This window comes from Streptococcus sp. GMD3S (assembly GCF_000298695.2).
GTDB lineage: Bacteria > Bacillota > Bacilli > Lactobacillales > Streptococcaceae > Streptococcus.
Map to the genome: position 1 here is coordinate 25,832 of NZ_AJRC02000017.1, position 15,787 is coordinate 41,618.

The 15,787-nt window shown below is 39.0% G+C and carries 16 protein-coding genes and 6 tRNA genes; 7 read left to right on the forward strand and 15 right to left on the reverse strand.

What is annotated here, in order from left to right:
* Positions 1 to 61: 61 nt before the first annotated feature.
* Positions 62 to 1,204, reverse strand: coding sequence for a tRNA guanosine(34) transglycosylase Tgt (tgt, locus tag GMD3S_RS0208085; protein WP_001285237.1), 1,143 nt, complete (start codon positions 1,202 to 1,204; stop codon positions 62 to 64).
* 116 nt (positions 1,205 to 1,320) lie between these two features.
* Between tgt and GMD3S_RS0208090 the strand changes: the two genes are divergently transcribed.
* A complete protein-coding gene (locus GMD3S_RS0208090; RefSeq protein WP_000876904.1) occupies positions 1,321 to 2,178 on the forward strand; it encodes a DUF975 family protein in 858 nt (285 codons plus the stop codon).
* Between the two features lie 141 nt (positions 2,179 to 2,319).
* Here the strand turns inward: GMD3S_RS0208090 and GMD3S_RS0208095 are convergent, their stop codons facing one another.
* From GMD3S_RS0208095 to GMD3S_RS10990, 7 genes are all read right to left on the reverse strand, one after another.
* On the reverse strand, positions 2,320 to 3,189 hold the full coding sequence (locus GMD3S_RS0208095) for a DUF2262 domain-containing protein (RefSeq protein WP_000982055.1): 870 nt from the start codon (positions 3,187 to 3,189) through the stop codon (positions 2,320 to 2,322).
* Between the two features lie 140 nt (positions 3,190 to 3,329).
* Positions 3,330 to 4,502 (reverse strand): LysM peptidoglycan-binding domain-containing protein, encoded by a 1,173-nt coding sequence (locus GMD3S_RS0208100; protein WP_000746000.1) that lies wholly within the window; start codon positions 4,500 to 4,502, stop codon positions 3,330 to 3,332.
* 162 nt (positions 4,503 to 4,664) lie between these two features.
* On the reverse strand, positions 4,665 to 5,288 hold the full coding sequence (locus GMD3S_RS0208105) for an HAD family hydrolase (protein WP_000750409.1): 624 nt from the start codon (positions 5,286 to 5,288) through the stop codon (positions 4,665 to 4,667).
* Between the two features lie 3 nt (positions 5,289 to 5,291).
* Positions 5,292 to 6,572 carry an MATE family efflux transporter gene (locus GMD3S_RS0208110; protein WP_000473983.1) on the reverse strand — a complete coding sequence of 427 codons (1,281 nt, stop codon included), beginning with the start codon at positions 6,570 to 6,572 and terminating at the stop codon, positions 5,292 to 5,294.
* Positions 6,573 to 6,632: 60 nt separating this feature from the next.
* Positions 6,633 to 8,117, reverse strand: coding sequence for a threonine synthase (gene thrC, locus GMD3S_RS0208115; RefSeq protein ID WP_000177122.1), 1,485 nt, complete (start codon positions 8,115 to 8,117; stop codon positions 6,633 to 6,635).
* A gap of 75 nt (positions 8,118 to 8,192) precedes the next feature.
* A complete protein-coding gene (locus GMD3S_RS0208120; protein ID WP_000091649.1) occupies positions 8,193 to 9,470 on the reverse strand; it encodes a hypothetical protein in 1,278 nt (425 codons plus the stop codon).
* Positions 9,471 to 9,861: 391 nt separating this feature from the next.
* Positions 9,862 to 10,137, reverse strand: coding sequence for an NAD(+) diphosphatase (locus GMD3S_RS10990; protein WP_237738360.1), 276 nt, complete (start codon positions 10,135 to 10,137; stop codon positions 9,862 to 9,864).
* 295 nt (positions 10,138 to 10,432) lie between these two features.
* Here GMD3S_RS10990 and GMD3S_RS0208135 point away from each other — a divergent pair, with 295 nt between their 5' ends.
* Positions 10,433 to 10,759, forward strand: coding sequence for a DMT family transporter (locus GMD3S_RS0208135; RefSeq protein ID WP_000120162.1), 327 nt, complete (start codon positions 10,433 to 10,435; stop codon positions 10,757 to 10,759).
* A gap of 163 nt (positions 10,760 to 10,922) precedes the next feature.
* Here GMD3S_RS0208135 and GMD3S_RS0208140 read toward each other — a convergent pair whose 3' ends face one another.
* Positions 10,923 to 11,369, reverse strand: coding sequence for a helix-turn-helix transcriptional regulator (locus GMD3S_RS0208140; RefSeq protein WP_000287814.1), 447 nt, complete (start codon positions 11,367 to 11,369; stop codon positions 10,923 to 10,925).
* A gap of 319 nt (positions 11,370 to 11,688) precedes the next feature.
* On the opposite strand from GMD3S_RS0208140, the gene GMD3S_RS0208145 reads away from it, so the two are divergent.
* The 5 genes from GMD3S_RS0208145 to GMD3S_RS0208165 are packed head-to-tail and all read left to right on the forward strand — an operon-like array spanning position 11,689 to position 15,179.
* A complete protein-coding gene (locus GMD3S_RS0208145) occupies positions 11,689 to 12,162 on the forward strand; it encodes a hypothetical protein (protein WP_000182279.1) in 474 nt (157 codons plus the stop codon).
* 40 nt (positions 12,163 to 12,202) lie between these two features.
* Entirely contained in the window at positions 12,203 to 13,399 is a 1,197-nt protein-coding gene (locus GMD3S_RS0208150) for a replication initiation factor domain-containing protein (RefSeq protein WP_000109700.1), read from the forward strand.
* Positions 13,400 to 13,401: 2 nt separating this feature from the next.
* Positions 13,402 to 13,788 (forward strand): hypothetical protein, encoded by a 387-nt coding sequence (locus tag GMD3S_RS0208155; RefSeq protein ID WP_001096843.1) that lies wholly within the window; start codon positions 13,402 to 13,404, stop codon positions 13,786 to 13,788.
* 59 nt (positions 13,789 to 13,847) lie between these two features.
* Positions 13,848 to 14,042, forward strand: a complete 195-nt coding sequence (locus GMD3S_RS0208160) for a DUF3173 domain-containing protein (RefSeq protein WP_000598357.1) — start codon at positions 13,848 to 13,850, stop codon at positions 14,040 to 14,042.
* 3 nt (positions 14,043 to 14,045) lie between these two features.
* Complete coding sequence (locus tag GMD3S_RS0208165) at positions 14,046 to 15,179, forward strand: site-specific integrase (RefSeq protein ID WP_001208033.1); 1,134 nt, start codon at positions 14,046 to 14,048, stop codon at positions 15,177 to 15,179.
* 85 nt (positions 15,180 to 15,264) lie between these two features.
* Here the strand turns inward: GMD3S_RS0208165 and GMD3S_RS0208170 are convergent.
* The 6 genes from GMD3S_RS0208170 to GMD3S_RS0208195 form a co-directional block, all read right to left on the reverse strand.
* Positions 15,265 to 15,348: transfer RNA gene (locus GMD3S_RS0208170), tRNA-Leu, on the reverse strand.
* Between the two features lie 9 nt (positions 15,349 to 15,357).
* Positions 15,358 to 15,429: transfer RNA gene (locus GMD3S_RS0208175), tRNA-Gln, on the reverse strand.
* A 13-nt stretch (positions 15,430 to 15,442) separates the two neighbouring features.
* Positions 15,443 to 15,515, reverse strand: a tRNA-His gene (locus tag GMD3S_RS0208180).
* Positions 15,516 to 15,529: 14 nt separating this feature from the next.
* Positions 15,530 to 15,600, reverse strand: a tRNA-Trp gene (locus tag GMD3S_RS0208185).
* An 11-nt stretch (positions 15,601 to 15,611) separates the two neighbouring features.
* Positions 15,612 to 15,692: transfer RNA gene (locus tag GMD3S_RS0208190), tRNA-Tyr, on the reverse strand.
* 17 nt (positions 15,693 to 15,709) lie between these two features.
* A tRNA-Phe gene (locus GMD3S_RS0208195) sits at positions 15,710 to 15,782 on the reverse strand.
* Between the last annotated feature and the right edge of the window lie 5 nt (positions 15,783 to 15,787).

The window sequence follows — 15,787 nt, forward strand, 5'->3', positions numbered from 1 at the left end:
TCAAAAAAATAGGAAAAATCCTAAGAGAAAACTTAGGATTTTGGCATTCTATTTTTACACTTTAGAAATTGCGCCCTGACTTGTTGTAGCCATATTTTTCTACAAAATACTCACGAAATTCCAAGAGATTGTCATCCATGATGGCTTGGCGGACCTGCTTCATCAGATTGAGTAAGAAGTAGAGATTGTGGTAACTAGTCAAGCGGATACCAAAGGTTTCGTCAGCCTTGAGTAGGTGGCGAAGATAAGCGCGTGTATAGTTCTTACATGTGTAGCAATCGCACTCAGGATCCAGTGGCGTAAAGTCTTCAGCGAATTGGGCATTTTTGACAACCAAACGACCTTGACTGGTCATACAAGTTCCGTTACGAGCGATACGAGTCGGTAAGACACAGTCAAACATATCCACGCCACGAATAACTCCATCAATCAAGCTATCTGGCGCTCCGACACCCATCAAATAGCGAGGTTTGTTTTCAGGTAGCAGTTGAGTTGTGAAATCCAAGACGGCATTCATCTCTTCATGCGTTTCTCCTACTGCCAAACCACCGATAGAGTAGCCAGGGAAGTCCATGCTAACAAGGTCGTGAGCTGACTGACGGCGAAGGTCTTCAAATCCTGCCCCCTGCACAATTCCAAACAAACCTTGGTCATGCGGACGACGGTGAGCCTTCAACCCGCGCTCAGCCCAACGGCTGGTACGTTCGATTGATTTCTTAACGTAATCATAGGGTTGGTAAAACTGAGGACATTCGTCAAAGGACATCATGATGTCTGAGCCCAGATTGTTCTGGATAGAGATGGCCTTTTCTGGCGATAGGAACATCTTGGAACCATTGAGATGGTTTTTAAAGGTTACTCCTTCTTCTGTGATATTTCGACTATCCGCTAGAGAATAAACCTGAAAACCACCACTATCCGTCAAGATGGGCTGATCCCAGTTCATGAACTTGTGGAGACCGCCTGCGCGTGCGATGAGTTCGTCTCCTGGACGGAGCCACAAGTGATAGGTGTTTGACAGGATAATCCCTGAACCCATCTCCTTCAACTCCTCTGGTGATTGAGTCTTGACCGTGGCTTGGGTCCCAACTGGCATAAACATAGGTGTCGGGAAGGTACCGTGCGGAGTGATGATTTCTCCCAGACGAGCTCCTGTGTGTTTCTCTTTCTTAATCAAACGGTATTTGATTGGTGAATCTGACATTTTTTACCTCCGAAGCTGGGAAAAACAGTCCCAGTTCATACTTTGCGCCCAAAGGCATACTGTATGATTTTATCAAAAAAAGCTGGAACTGTCACGAACTATGGTATAATGAGAGAATGAAATACCCAAAAATTGATTTAAAAACTATTCGTCTGCAGGCTAGGCAATTTCAGGCTGAAAATCCCCGCCTCTTTCTGGTCTATCTCTTACCTAGCATACTGGTTATCTTGTCAGGCTTTCTCAACCCCTTGGCTCGTCTCCAAGAAAGTGTTTTAGAGCAATCCTTTTTCAGCATGCTGGCACAAGTTCTCCAAGCCTATCTCTTCCCGCTAGTAGTTTCTTTTATGAGCACGATTTTTCTAGTAGGTGCTGCCTTTGCGACACTCCGACTCCTCAAGGATCCTGATACGGAACTCTCAGTAAAATCAAGCCTGGCCCTCTTTGCTGAAGAGCGCTTCTCGCAAACCTTCCTAACTCTGCTCCTCAAACGTTTCTACCTCTTTTTATGGAGCATTCCAAACTTAGTAGGCATTTATTTCCTCTTTTATAGCAATCTCTTGGCTAGAAGATTTGTTGCCCTACATCCTGAGTTTCCAAAACTAGACCTCTCATCTATTGAAAACGAGCAATTCCTTATGACCTTTGGGCTCTACTTTTTTGCGAGCCTCATCTTGATGATTGTAGGAAATGCCCTCTATATCCCGCAACATTACGCCTACTCGCAGGTAGAATTCCTCCTCTGCGACACTCTAGATTTAGGGCAGGCTAAACCCAGTCAAATCCTGAAAACCAGTCGTTTCTTGGTGAAAGGTTACAAATTTCAACGCTTTGTCCTCGATTTACAACTACTTCCTTGGTACTTCCTCAATTGGATTACTTTTGGAATTGCTAGTTTTTCAATCCTTCCCTATATCCAGAGCAGCCAAATCATTTTCTATCGAACTTTGCTCGCTCTCAAACGCCGAAAAGTATAAACTTTCTACTATTATCTCAAAAAAATCAGCACTTTCTAAAGAAGGTGCTGATTTCAGTTATTTTTAAAATATAATGGAAAAACTCCTGTAACAGGACTAAGTTGCTTATTCACAATAAAGAAATAATCACATGCTGTCCATTTACCCTACCAAGGTCACATTTTCTATATTTCCTTCAATATCTGCCCTGACTTCTACCGCATGCCCAGCAAAAATATCCTCTTTATCTCCATAATAAAGAGTCAAATCCCCCGCTTCACTGATAGACAGTTCCCCCAGATACAAGGAATTATAAAAATAGTCCTCTGTTAATACTTCGGCATCTCCGTCTGAAGCTAGCCAGTCCTCTGCTGTTTCCCACATCTCTTTTACTATAACGTCTCGGATTTCAGAGTCTCTTCGGTCAATATCCCTGACAAATGTTTTCAAGTAGCCAAATGATTTTGGTGGTAAGCTGGCATCTTCATTTGCATCCAACATCACGCTAACCCTGCTTCCCGCAAGATCCATACTTCCCTCAAACCATGAATAAGCTCTATTTAAAGTGAATTCGCCTATAGAATCTTTGATGACGACTGGTTTAACATATTCTGCAATCAGAGCTTCTAATCTACTATCCGACTGCCCATCTTCAATGTATTCCAGCAGACGATAACAGTTATTCGCTACTGCTGCCATATAAGGTTCTAATTGCCTTTGTGGTCTTTTCTGACATTTGATGTGATGAATCTGATAGGGCTCGAAACTATAGCTATAGAGCAAGCCCTTTTCTTCATATTCCTCTGGACTCACCAACCACTCCAAACGTCCCTCTATTTCCGAGAACTCCTTTGTCCCCACATTCACACTTGCTACAAAATGAACCGAAGGCAACTTCCATCCATTCTTTAAAACAGTCGCACCTCCCACATTTTGCAAAGTGATAATCAAGAGTTCAACGACTTCACCACAAAATTCTTTTTCAAAGTCATCAATGGTTTTCTCAAATGTTTTTTTCAAACTATTCATCATAGTGTTCTCACCTTCTACTAAAATAAAAATACTTGATTTTCAGTCAACTTCAGTTTGATTATAGCATAACTTTGAAAACATTTTGACTTAGAACAACAAAAAGAAGCCTCAACCTTATGAGTTTTCAGCTTCTTTTTCTATTAGTTCATTGATACGTGAACGTGATCATAGTGGTTTTCGGTTACGCTACCACGGTCTGGCATTGGATTCCACGTGTAGGCTGGTCCATATTTACTATCATATGGAGCGTAGAAACGTTGTTTCCAGATGATATAGTTGATACCACGGCTAGCCATATTTTTGACTGCATATTCTGCAATTTGATCTCCGAGTGCTGAACTCACTGGAACCATAAAGTCGATGGCCAAACCTTTACCATGGTCCCCACTGTCACCAGGACGGTAGCCACTAAAAGATGTAATTCCAAACAAGTTGGCTACTTCTTCTTTAAAGGCCGCTGTTTGTGGTTGAAGACCAGCATTCTCAGACTTAGCTACAGCAAGTCCTGCATAGTCAGGAGCCGCTGGAGCAGCATACGTTCTTGAAGGAGTTTGGCTTTGCTCTGCTTGATAAGTCGAAGTTGCAGTGTCAGAAGTTGCTGTTGATGCTGCTTCTTCTGTTGCACTTGTTCCTGTTGTATCAGCAGGTGTTTCAGTTGCTGGAGCAGCTGCTACTGGTGCTTCTGCTGGAGTTGTTGCTGCCGTTTCTTCAGTAGCTGGAGTCGCTGCTTGAGGAGCTTCTTCTTCAACTGGACTAGTTGTTTCTGCTGCTACAGGTGTTTCTGTAGATGGTGTCTCTTCAGCAACTGTCGCTGTCTCAGAAACTTCTGAATTTGGCGCTACTTCTGTTGGTTTTTCAGTCTCTGTTACAGTTGGAGCATCCTCAATTGGTTGAGAAAGATCTTCTACTTGAACTGTTTGTTCATCAACTGTCACTTGATTCGTCGTCAAATCAGCTGTCGCAGTCGTCACTTCTTCACTAGAATCCGCTTGAGGAGTTTGGATTTCAACTTCCGTCACCTCTTCTTCCTCATTGACAGTTGTAGTGAGGACAGTATCTGGGAAAATCAAGTCCATATTAGTGATTTTGTTCAAATTAGCAAGAACGGTTACATCTACTCCCAAAGCTTCTGCAATCGTGCTCAGGGTATCACCATACTGAACTGTATAGCTGTTTTTGTTCTCGTTTTTCGTCACATCATTTTGGATTTGCTCAACGCTACGTGCTGTCCAAGAGATTTCTTGAGCTTTAGCTCCTAATGCGGGAGCAAGAGACAGGGCTACTGTTGAGGCTAAAATAATTCTTTTCTTCATTCGTTCATATTCCTTTCAAATGAGTACCTGTCTATCATAACACAAAAAAAACAGAAAAAAAGCCCTCTCGGGCCTATTTAACAGAACTGTCTATTCCTTGTAACAAACTAGATCAGTTGAAATAGTTTGTTAGCCTTCTGTCATAAAACTGACACAATCTTTTTATTGCTCATCCTCAAAAATGTAGGGAATATCTGCCAATGCTTGAATCCTCTGATTCCCTTCATAAGTTGACTCTAAAAAGTTAATGCTTTGAATACCGCTATTCTGGGCAAATTTCACATCCAAAGTCCGGTCCCCTAGATAATAGGTAGTCCTAGGATCCAACTCATATTTGTCTAGCAGATATGTCGCCGCTTCTGGACTGGGCTTGCGTGCAAAACCACTCTGATTAGTTAAAATTTCTGTGAAATAACATTCCAAACCCAAGTCTCTTAGAATGGTAAAGGCATTGTCTCCTTTATGGGTATAAACAAACTGCATAATCCCTGCTTCATCTGCCCAAGCCAACACTTCACGCGCACCTGGCATCAAAACTATCTGGGCATTCTTCTCAGCCAAACTCTGGGCACGCACCTGATTGAGCACTTCCACATCCAGTTTTCGCTCTTCTGCCACCTGCTCCAGTAAATCTTGCACCGAAAACTTGAGGATAAACTCTCTCACTTTCTCCTTGTCATAAGGAATAGAAAACTGACCAAAGGTTTCCTCAATCCCTGACAAAATCGCTTCGTAAGAGTCCAATAAGGTTCCATCTAAATCCCAAATAAAAGCTGTTTTTTTCATTTCCTATCCTTTCAAGCTCATATAACTTTGGTAACGGTAGCGTAGAAATAACCATCGAAAACCATTGTCCAATAACGTTCCAGCCCAAATACCAGGCAACCCCCAACCAAGAACAATACCCATAAGATAGGCTGTCCCTATACGGATACACCACATCCCAATACTTGTCGCATAAAAGGGGAGGCGAGCATTTCCCAATCCCTGCCAAACTGCCGTATATATAACTGTCCCTGTCGCCATGGGGGTTCCTAGTAGAGAGAACAGTGCCACCAAAACGCTCGCTTCAACCGCTACAGGATCGGTCGTATAGAGATGAGTCAATGGTGTCCCCAAGGCATAGATACTGAGAGTTAAGGGCAACATGAGAAGCAGGGAAAGCCAAAAGGTTTGCTTGCTCAAATCATCTACTCTTTCCCAGTTATCCTCTCCAACTGCTCGAGCTACCTGCATGACTGTTGCCGTAGCGACGCCAAAGGCAGGCATATAGTTAAACTGGGTCAAGACTTCTCCGACTGCATTTCCAGCTACTGCCTCCGTTCCAAAAGATACAACTAAGGCAATGATGACGACATCTCCAGCTCGCATCATGAGACGTTCTCCTGCCGCTGGCAAAGCCAAAGTCAATAGTTCCTTATCTAAACCAAAAGTCGGTTTCTCAAAAGGCAGCTTTAATTGTGACCACAAAATCACAAGACCGACTAAGCGAGACAAGATAGTCCCCCAAGCAACACCCGCTATGCCCATATCAAGGACAAAAATAGCTAGACTTGAAAAAATAATATTCAAGGCATTGGATAAAAGACTAACATAGAGAGGCAGACGCGGATTATGCGTTGCACGAATCAAGGCACCTAGACTCGTCATCAAGCCCAAGAGAACAATCGATCCGCCTACCAAAGATAGGTAGAGTCCACCACTCTCGGCCACATCCTGCTCAGTGCCCAAGAGTCCTATCATCTCTTGCCCAGCAAAGAGCGATAAGGCGCCTAAAAGTGCACTCAGCAATAGGGTTATCTTGAGAGCCTCTGTCACGTGATAAGCCAACTTGGACTGATCTTTCTGCCCCAAACTTTTTGAAATAACACTGGAAATAGCAGCTCCCAGAGCGATAAAAATCGCCTGGTAAATCGTGATAATATTGCCAGCCACTGAAACACCTGAAATAGCGATCAAGCCCAAGTGGGCGACCAAGTAGCTGTCCACCATTCCCATGAGCATCTGCAAAAAGTTTTCACCCATAGCTGGCAATGCAATATTAAGAATGTCTTTATTTTTCTTAAACAATCTCTCCTCCTGATGAAAAGAAACTCAGTTGGTTTCCCAACCGAGTTTACGCCCTCTGTCTTAAAGTCCTAGATAAGCCTCCACCGCTGCTTGCATGTCAGCAGCTGCCACTGTTGTTTTATGACGAACCGGAGCTGTTTCAAGGCCATCAACCGCTGGTGGCACTGCCACTCCTGAAATGTCATGCAATTGAGCCAAGGCTTCAAAGTCTGTCAGGCCTGCTTTTCCTGTTACCGCTTCTACTGCAACCACTGGGAACTTGTAAGGACTAGCTGTTGAAGCAATCACTGTCTTAGTCGCATCGCCAGTAGCCGCTTGGTATTTTCTATAAACAGCTGAGGCAACCGCCGTATGTGGATCCTCAATATAGGCATCTGTTTGATAAACACGTTTAATTTCTGCTGCTGTTTCTTCCTCAGTCGCATATTCAGCTGCAAAGAGTTCCAAAATCGCTGCATCAAAGTCTATCAATTCATATTGTCCTTGTGTACTCAAGGCATTCATGAGTTCAGCAGTCTTAACCGCATCATTCCCCAAAAGATGGAAAATCAAACGCTCCAAGTTTGAAGATACCAAGATATCCATAGATGGGCTAGTTGTTACCTTAAACTCACGTTTCTTATCGTAAACACGTGTCTTGAAGAAGTCTGTCAAAACATTGTTGTCATTTGAAGCACAGATTAATTTGCCAACTGGAAGACCGATTTGTTTAGCATAAAAGGCAGCCAAAATATTTCCAAAGTTTCCTGTTGGTACTGTGAAGTTGACCTTATCACCAGCTACAATCTCACCAGACTTGACCAACTGAGCATAAGCATAAACATAGTAGACAATCTGTGGCACCAAACGACCAATGTTCATAGAGTTAGCTGATGAAAATTGCAACTTGTTCGCTGCCAATTTTTCACGAAGAGCTACATCGTTGAACATGTGCTTCACATTTGTTTGCGCATCATCAAAGTTTCCATCAATAGCGATAACATGAGTATTGTCGCCAGTCTGAGTAGTCATTTGCAACTCTTGCACCTTGCTGACACCATCCTTTGGATAAAAGACGATAATCTCAGTTCCAGGCACATCGGCAAACCCTGCCATAGCAGCTTTCCCAGTATCACCAGATGTCGCTGTCAAAATGACAATCTTGTTCTCCAAACCATGCTTTTTAGCGGCTGTCGTCATAAAGTACGGCAAGATAGACAAGGCCATATCTTTAAAGGCAATCGTTGAACCATGGAACAATTCCAAGTTGTATTGCCCATCCAGTTTCACCAATGGCGCAATAGCTGGAGTATCAAACTTGCTATCGTAGGCATTGTTGATACAGTAGTCCAACTCCTCAGCCGTAAAGTCATCTAAAAATGCTGATAAAACTAATTTAGCCACTTCTTGGTAAGAAGCATCCTTTAATGTGTCAAAGTCCAAATCAACCTTTGGATAAGAAAGCGGTGTAAACAAACCACCATCCGTCGCCAATCCTTGCAAAATAGCTTGGCTGGCAGTTACTGTATTATTGGCATCACGCGTTGATTGATAAACTAATGTCATGAATCTCTATCCTTTATCTATAGTCTCTTCCATTATATCACGATTTTTCAGAAAATTCTCCCTTTATAAGAGAAATTATAATCCCAATTCTTTCTTCAAAGGCTCTAAATAAACCATTTCTTGCTTATCTCTTTTCTCCAGTCCTTCCTCAGCTAGGGTGAGTAAATCTTTAGAAAACTCGAGAACCGCAGCTTCTTCTTCATCTGTGAGTTGTTTTTTAGAAAATTGTCGTCTTAAAAGCTTATAATCACGACCAGCTGTGGTAAAAAATGGAGCAGTTCGCAAGTAAGCTTCAAGCTTGTCTAAATGAACCAACAAGCCCAAGTGAAAAGCAGCAGAAGCAAAGGTCCTATCAAGCGGCTGAGTACACACACTACGAAACTCAACTGTTCCTCGAGTCGTTAAGTCTTGGTACTGGTAACTACGATGAGTTTGGAAATCTTCCTCCTGAGGGTGAATTAACACCTCATCCCCATTAAGGGTAAATGCTTGGATTTCAGGTGTAGCCAAATAGTCCCTAGCCTGAATCGGATAAAAATAATAGGTCTGCCCATCACGCTCCGCAGTAAAAATCGCAGAATGATTTAGATAGTCAAAAAAATCATCCTCATCTTTAAATAATCTAGTATTGACACCTACATTCTCTGGATAGATACCATGCATGGATTCTTCCCAAAAAATATCTCTCGAAATTTTGGTATCCCAATCTGCACCTGAAAACTCAGAATTGGCAAATAAAAAGGCTTTAGCTGCTTCAATTTGTGTAAAAGCATTAATAACACGCAGGTAGTTGGACCTTGAAACGTCTAGTTGAACCTGACTTCCACAGATAAAGGCACCATACTCAGGAAAATCATGTAAACCTCTACTAGTCTTACTTCTACTTAAGTTCAAGTAAGCCATCAACATCTGATAGCGGGGATAAGCCACTGAACAATTCTCATTTTTATCCCAGTTGGGATGAATGCCGCAGCCAACAATAGCATGATTAGCTTCACCCAATTTATTCTGAATCGTAGCCATATAGAAGTTAAGGCGTTCTTCTACCTCTTGGATAGATTCGGCCTTTCCGAATGCAAACTCAATCGTCGTATAAGCAACCTCAAACAAGATCGTATCTTGGCTGACTGGATCAAGCAACTGAATTGGATTCCCAAAATCATCCACTTTTTCGATAGTAAAACCCAGTACTGATGGTAAATACCGAAAGAGATCTTTAACAACTTCACCATCTGTAGCTTTACCCTCTAAATTTACAATAGGAAATTCTAACTCAATCCCAATAAATAAATCTGGATTCTCTTTTATATTTTTTAAGTAACGTTTCTTTAGTAATTCAACAGACCGAGACATTAACCACCAAACTCTTTCATAATCAAAATAAATTGTGAATAAGTAATATTATACCAAAAATACACTAAAAATGATTAGAATAAGAAGAAAAAGATCATTCATCAGTTATCTGTACTTAAAGAAAAAATATCAAAATCTTCACCAAAATAAAAAACAAGGTCCGAAAACCTTGTCTTTATTACTATACCGGCGGCCGGGGTCGAACCGGCACGTCCTTGCGGACACTGGATTTTGAGTCTAATATTATTAGTTTTAAATCTCAGAAATATTGATTTTATAAGCTTTTTTTCCATAATATTTTTTAAAACTTAGTATCACTTCCAAAGTTTAGATACTTTTTAGTAACTATAAAATGCTAGAAAGTATACTCCTTATTAAAAAGAGTTTTGGACTAGTTTTGTGCAATTTTATTACCCATATCCGTAATAAGAGAGGCTAAATTAATTGTCTTTAATGATTGTAGAAATTGGTTGTGAATATCATTAGACACATAACCAGCTAGCAAAATATGCTCAGCCATGTCATATTGCTTAATCAAGAGAATCTTATCATGTTTTTCATTAAATAAAATCGCACTAATTGCTGTATTAAAGACTGGAAAACGAAAACTCGCACATTGTGAACAATAAGGAATATCTCCCTCATCTTTTAAAAATTTTTTCTCCAAAGGATGCCCACATTCGGGACAACAAGTCATTGTTTTGTCAAATATAGAAGCCTCTTTTTTAAAGTTCTTAAAAGTAATTTTACCAGTAAAATCGAGACCACGCAAGACATTGAAATAAATCAAGACTTTATTTAAAATTTATCTTATGATATACTAAACTTATCAGCTATTGGTTCTGAAAAAGTGTCTGCCACAGTTTTACTACAAATTCTCATGACTTGTGCCAAGATTTATAAAAAACGGATAGCTATAATAGCTCTTAGAGCAAAAACATGACATATAGGAGGTTAAAGACATGTCATACTTTTATCTTTTTATCGCCATTGTAGGAGAGATATTGGGAACTAACCTTTTGAAATTATCAGACGGTTTTACAAAGCCTATTCCAACCGTTTCTGCCCTACTTAGCTATGGCGTTTGTTTCTATTTCCTCTCACTAGCAATGCAAAAAATTCCTGTAGGAATAGCTTATGCAACATGGTCAGCTGTCGGTTTAGTTTTGATATCCTCTATCGCAGTAATGATTTTCAAAGAAACACTAAATGTTTATAGCATTATCGGTTTAATTTTGATTATCATTGGTGTTGTCATGGTTAACTTATTAGGAAATGCAGGACATTAATAAAACCGGCTCTATACTATTTGTAGTGGGTAAATCCCCTATGGATATTATGGAGCCTATTTTGTTGTAGAAAAAAAGTTCCATAAGAACTATAATGAAAAGCTAGAATTCTGTCAATATTTTGGACACATTTTGGGAGGGAATTTTGAAGACTAGCGTCCTCCTAATTTTCCCAATAAGTTTTAACTTCTTCAAAAATCTTATTCAAAAGTTCTGCATCTTTTTCTGACAACTGATTTTTTTCTATAACTCTATCTTTTAGTTCTGTTGCCTTTATTTTATTTCTTGCCACCGAAACTGCTATTGAATGTTTCAAAATATCAAACTCATCCTTTGAAAAGTTTGCAATATTGGTAAGATCTAATTGTTCTAGAGGTAAACTACTGATAATTGAATAAGGTTTTTGTCCCAGCAAATAATCTGTAGTAGTCCCAAAGATATTTGCCAATTTCACAACGAATTCTAATCCTGGTTCTAACGTTCCATTCTCCCACCGAGAATATGTCCCTTGTTGAACTCCAATTAATTCCGATATTTGTACTTGAGTTAACTTTTTTGATTTTCTGAGAGTTTTTAACCTCTCTGAAAATTTATAATCCTCTGTATACATAATTCTCCTATAGATATTCTTATTCGTATATTTTAGCTTGACAAAATATTCCAAACGGTATAAAATAGAATTATTCCATAAGGAATATTTATTTTGAGATTGAATATTCCATTGAGAATATTATAGCATAAAAGGAGGTAAAAGCGTATGTAACTAGTAGTCGATTTAAAAAATTTTAATAAAGGAGGTAAGATTCGACAAAATAAAAAATCTTGAAACAAATGTGCCGTTCGTTCCAAGATCAAAACATATTATGTAACAATTATACCACAGAAAACTCTTCAGTTGCACAAGAAAATTTCGGAGGTTTCACAAAAAGATGACCAATAAAGAGTTAGTCAATCAAATTTCTGGCCTAAACTCTACCTCTACTCTTAAAAATTGGATTCAACTGATTAAAGAGATAAGTGGCAAGGAATTTAAGAAAATTAAAGTTCCTATCAGTAGAAATCCCAGAACTCATCAATTAAGTTATACAGTTGCCTATGATTTTACAGACGAAGACCTTAGACAATTTCAAAAGTTAGCTAAACTAAAACTTGAAATAGGTCTAAAAGAGGCTATACAAGCCGTATTTGGGAGTCTAGCAGACAATGAACATGAATCCCTAAACCAAGTAATAGATGAGCTCTACGATGAACTGAGCGCCTTAAAACAGGAATTTAAGCGAGAAATGCGACTGATAAAAATTGAGAATTCCAACCTAAAAAAGAAAATCCAAGATATTGAAGAGTCGATGCAAACCGGCTTACTAGGGTTTGTTAACAAGAGGTCAAAAAATAGGTTCGGCTAATAGCGAGTTTTCGGCTGAGCCATGAGGCAGAAAGCCGAAAATGAGCGTAGATGCGGACGGACCATTTTTGACCGATAGGGTGTGTAGTAACACCACCCTCTGCAAGTTAGGTGTACCATCGAAAGAATTCAGTATTTCCAAGGGTTTCGGAGATTTTAAGGGTGGCAAAATTAAGCAAAAAGTTGAATCAAAATCTATGGCAAAAAATGAACATTTACGTTCTGTATTTGACTGGATTCAAATTCAGTTTGATAAGACTGAATTTTCGCCAAGAGAAATAATCGAAGACATTCTATTTCTTGACTATGACCTATTTATTGAGAATAAAGGGAGCCTTAAATACTATAACTATGATAGCCAGCTTCATTATGGGAATATCCGTATCTACTATGGAGCGAAAGAGTCGTCCTACATGCTTGTCATGTCAGGACAGGCACTCGAGTTCTATAGAGATATGGTATTAGATCCAAATAGTCTGTCCGAAAGACAGTTTTTGAACAACCTCTACTACAATTACAATCATTTTTCAGTAAGACGAATTGATATTGCAATAGATGATTTTAATGAAACACCCTATTTCACTCCTAATCAGCTTCTAAAGATTTGTCAGAAGAAACGCTTTATATATGGAAAAAGCACCTACTACAATACCTACGGAGATGAAACAATCGGCCAGACCTTATATTTGAGAAAACCCAATGATGACGAAAGACTTAGAATTTACGATAAACGCTTAGAACGAGCTGAGAAGCTCGGTATCAGCAAGCGGTATATAGAAAATTGGATAAGAACTGAGTTAGAACTTAGGAAAGAAAAAGCTCACTACTTCATTCAAGAATGGTTGCATTCAGAAATAGATCTTCTCAACTTTACCAAGGGATATCTCAAAGAAAAAGTGAGGTTCTATAGTGATAGCTATTTCTCAAAACCTTTGAGATCTTGGGAAAAGTTTTTAGGCCATTCAAAACCCGTCTCTATCATTATTTCAAAATCAAAAACAGAACTAGAACAAAAATTAGAATGGTTTACCTATAAAGGTTCAGGAGCTATTCTAAAAGCGTATAAATTTCTATACGACAATAACTTACTGCATGAGTATGAGAAATCTAACTATCTCGCACTCAACAATATGGAATATCCACCAGATTTAGCAAGTGGATTAATAGAAAGAGCAATACTCTTTAAACGAGAGGATTTGATCCCTACAATCAAAGAAAATATTAAAAGGAGAAATTAACTATGGCAAAAATGCTTTCACAAAATGACTGGAATTTTAATAACATTGGAACAAAATTTGAATTGGATGAAGTCATTCCAAAATTTGAAACGGAAGTCCGAGCAGATGCAAACGGAGAAATTATCAAAAACCGAGATGGTAGCGAAAGACGTTTTAATACCGATAAAATCATTGGTTGGAAATACAATGTAACAATCAAGGATGGACAATTCAAAAAGAAATCAACCCAAGTCTCAGTAGACAATCCAGATGCCTTGGTTGATAATGACTATATCCAAGCAATGGATGAAGTACCAGTTACATTTGACAATTTACAAGCTACTATGATTAGCACAACAATGTATTACAAGGCGGATGCTATCCATTTAGTAGATGTAAAACAAAAATAAGTATCAGACAAGGGGAGTTAATCCTCCCCTTACTTAATCTGAATAGAAAAGGAGATAACATGATTAAAACTGTAACAAAAGATGACCTTGTCGAACTTGGATTTGCTCCAGGAACTGCAAGAAAGATTATCCATACCGGTAAATTACTATTAGTGAATCGTGGTTTTAACATCTACGATAACAAACGGATTGGTACAATTCCAGCCAGTGTCGCTGAAGAACTATTAGGAATTGAACTCCAGAAAGAAGCGTAGCTTATGGCTTTACGTAAAAGTAGAGACGGAACTTGGATTGTCGATGTTTCCAATGGTATAAATCCAATATCTCTAAAACAACGTAGAATTGTAAGAAAAGGATTCAAAACTAAAAAAGAAGCATTGGAGGCCGAACAATACTTACGAAGTGTCGAACTTAAAGAAAAAAGTTTCAACTCAAAAATATCAATTGATATCCTTTATGATCTCTTAAAAGAAGAGGATAAAATAAACAACAGAAAACAAAGCTATATAGATACACAAGAAAACAACTATAACAGGCATATAAAAAACTATTTTGAAAAAGTTGATGATGTAGCTAAATTAACTTATGAAGATATCTATCAATTCAGAGAACATCTAAGAGATAAAAATGCTCAAAACTCGGAAAAGAAGCTAAGTCCAAATACTATTAATAAAATTATAATTTTACTAAAGAAAATTCTGGATGTTGGATTAAGAAAGGGATTTTACAAGGAACATCCTGTAGGAATGCTAAAAAAATTACCAATAGAAAAAGCAAAATTAAATTTCTGGACAATAAAAGAATTCAAGCACTTCTTAACACTATTTAACGACGATGAATACAATATCAAATTACTATTCACAGTTTTATTTTTTACTGGTCTAAGACTGGGAGAAGCACTTGCTCTAACGTGGAAGGATATAGAGTTTTCAACAAATACAATCCATGTAAGCAAATCAGTATACGTTAAAAAAGGTGAAGAACACATTAGTAGTACAAAGACAAAAGCTGGAACCCGAAGAATCATCATGAACGCCAAACTAGTGGAGACACTAGAAGACTGGAAACAGATACAGCATGAGAGATTGAAAGAATTTACAACTAACCTAGATGATCTACAGATATTTCAAAATAGCCCTATTACAATAACTAAAGATTCAATCGAAAAACAATATAAAAAAATATTGCAAAGAAATAGTTCTTTAAAAAAGATAAGAATTCACGACTTCAGGCATTCACATGCTTCACTGCTAATAAATCAAGGAGAAGATTATCTTGTCGTAAAAGAAAGATTAGGCCATGCATCTATAACTACAACAATAGATACATACTCTCATTTGTATCCAAGCAAGCAACAAAAATTAGCGGATAAATTAGATGATTTATTATAAATCTAGTAATTTTAAGTAACTCAGCGTTACAAATTCAACAAATAAAAGAAAAAGACAAGGTCCGAAAACCTTGTCTTTAATACTATACCGGCGGCCGGGGTCGAACCGGCACGTCCTTGCGGACACTGGATTTTGAGTCCAGCGCGTCTGCCAATTCCGCCACGCCGGCAAATAGTAACTGGGGTAGCTGGATTCGAACCAACGCATGAGGGAGTCAAAGTCCCTTGCCTTACCGCTTGGCTATACCCCAATAATATAAAATAGGCGAGTGATGGGGATCGAACCCACGCATGCCAGAGCCACAATCTGGTGTGTTAACCACTTCACCACACCCGCCATAATCATATTAACACGGGCAGTAGGAATTGAACCCACACTGAAGGTTTTGGAGACCTTAGTTCTACCTTTAAACTATGCCCGTAACTAAAGTAATGGAAGGGGAGGGATTCGAACCCCCGAACCCGAAGGAGCGGATTTACAGTCCGCCGCGTTTAGCCTCTTCGCTACCCTTCCAAGTTATAAACAAAATATGGCGCGAGACGGAATCGAACCGCCGACACATGGAGCTTCAATCCATTGCTCTACCAACTGAGCTACCGAGCCAAATT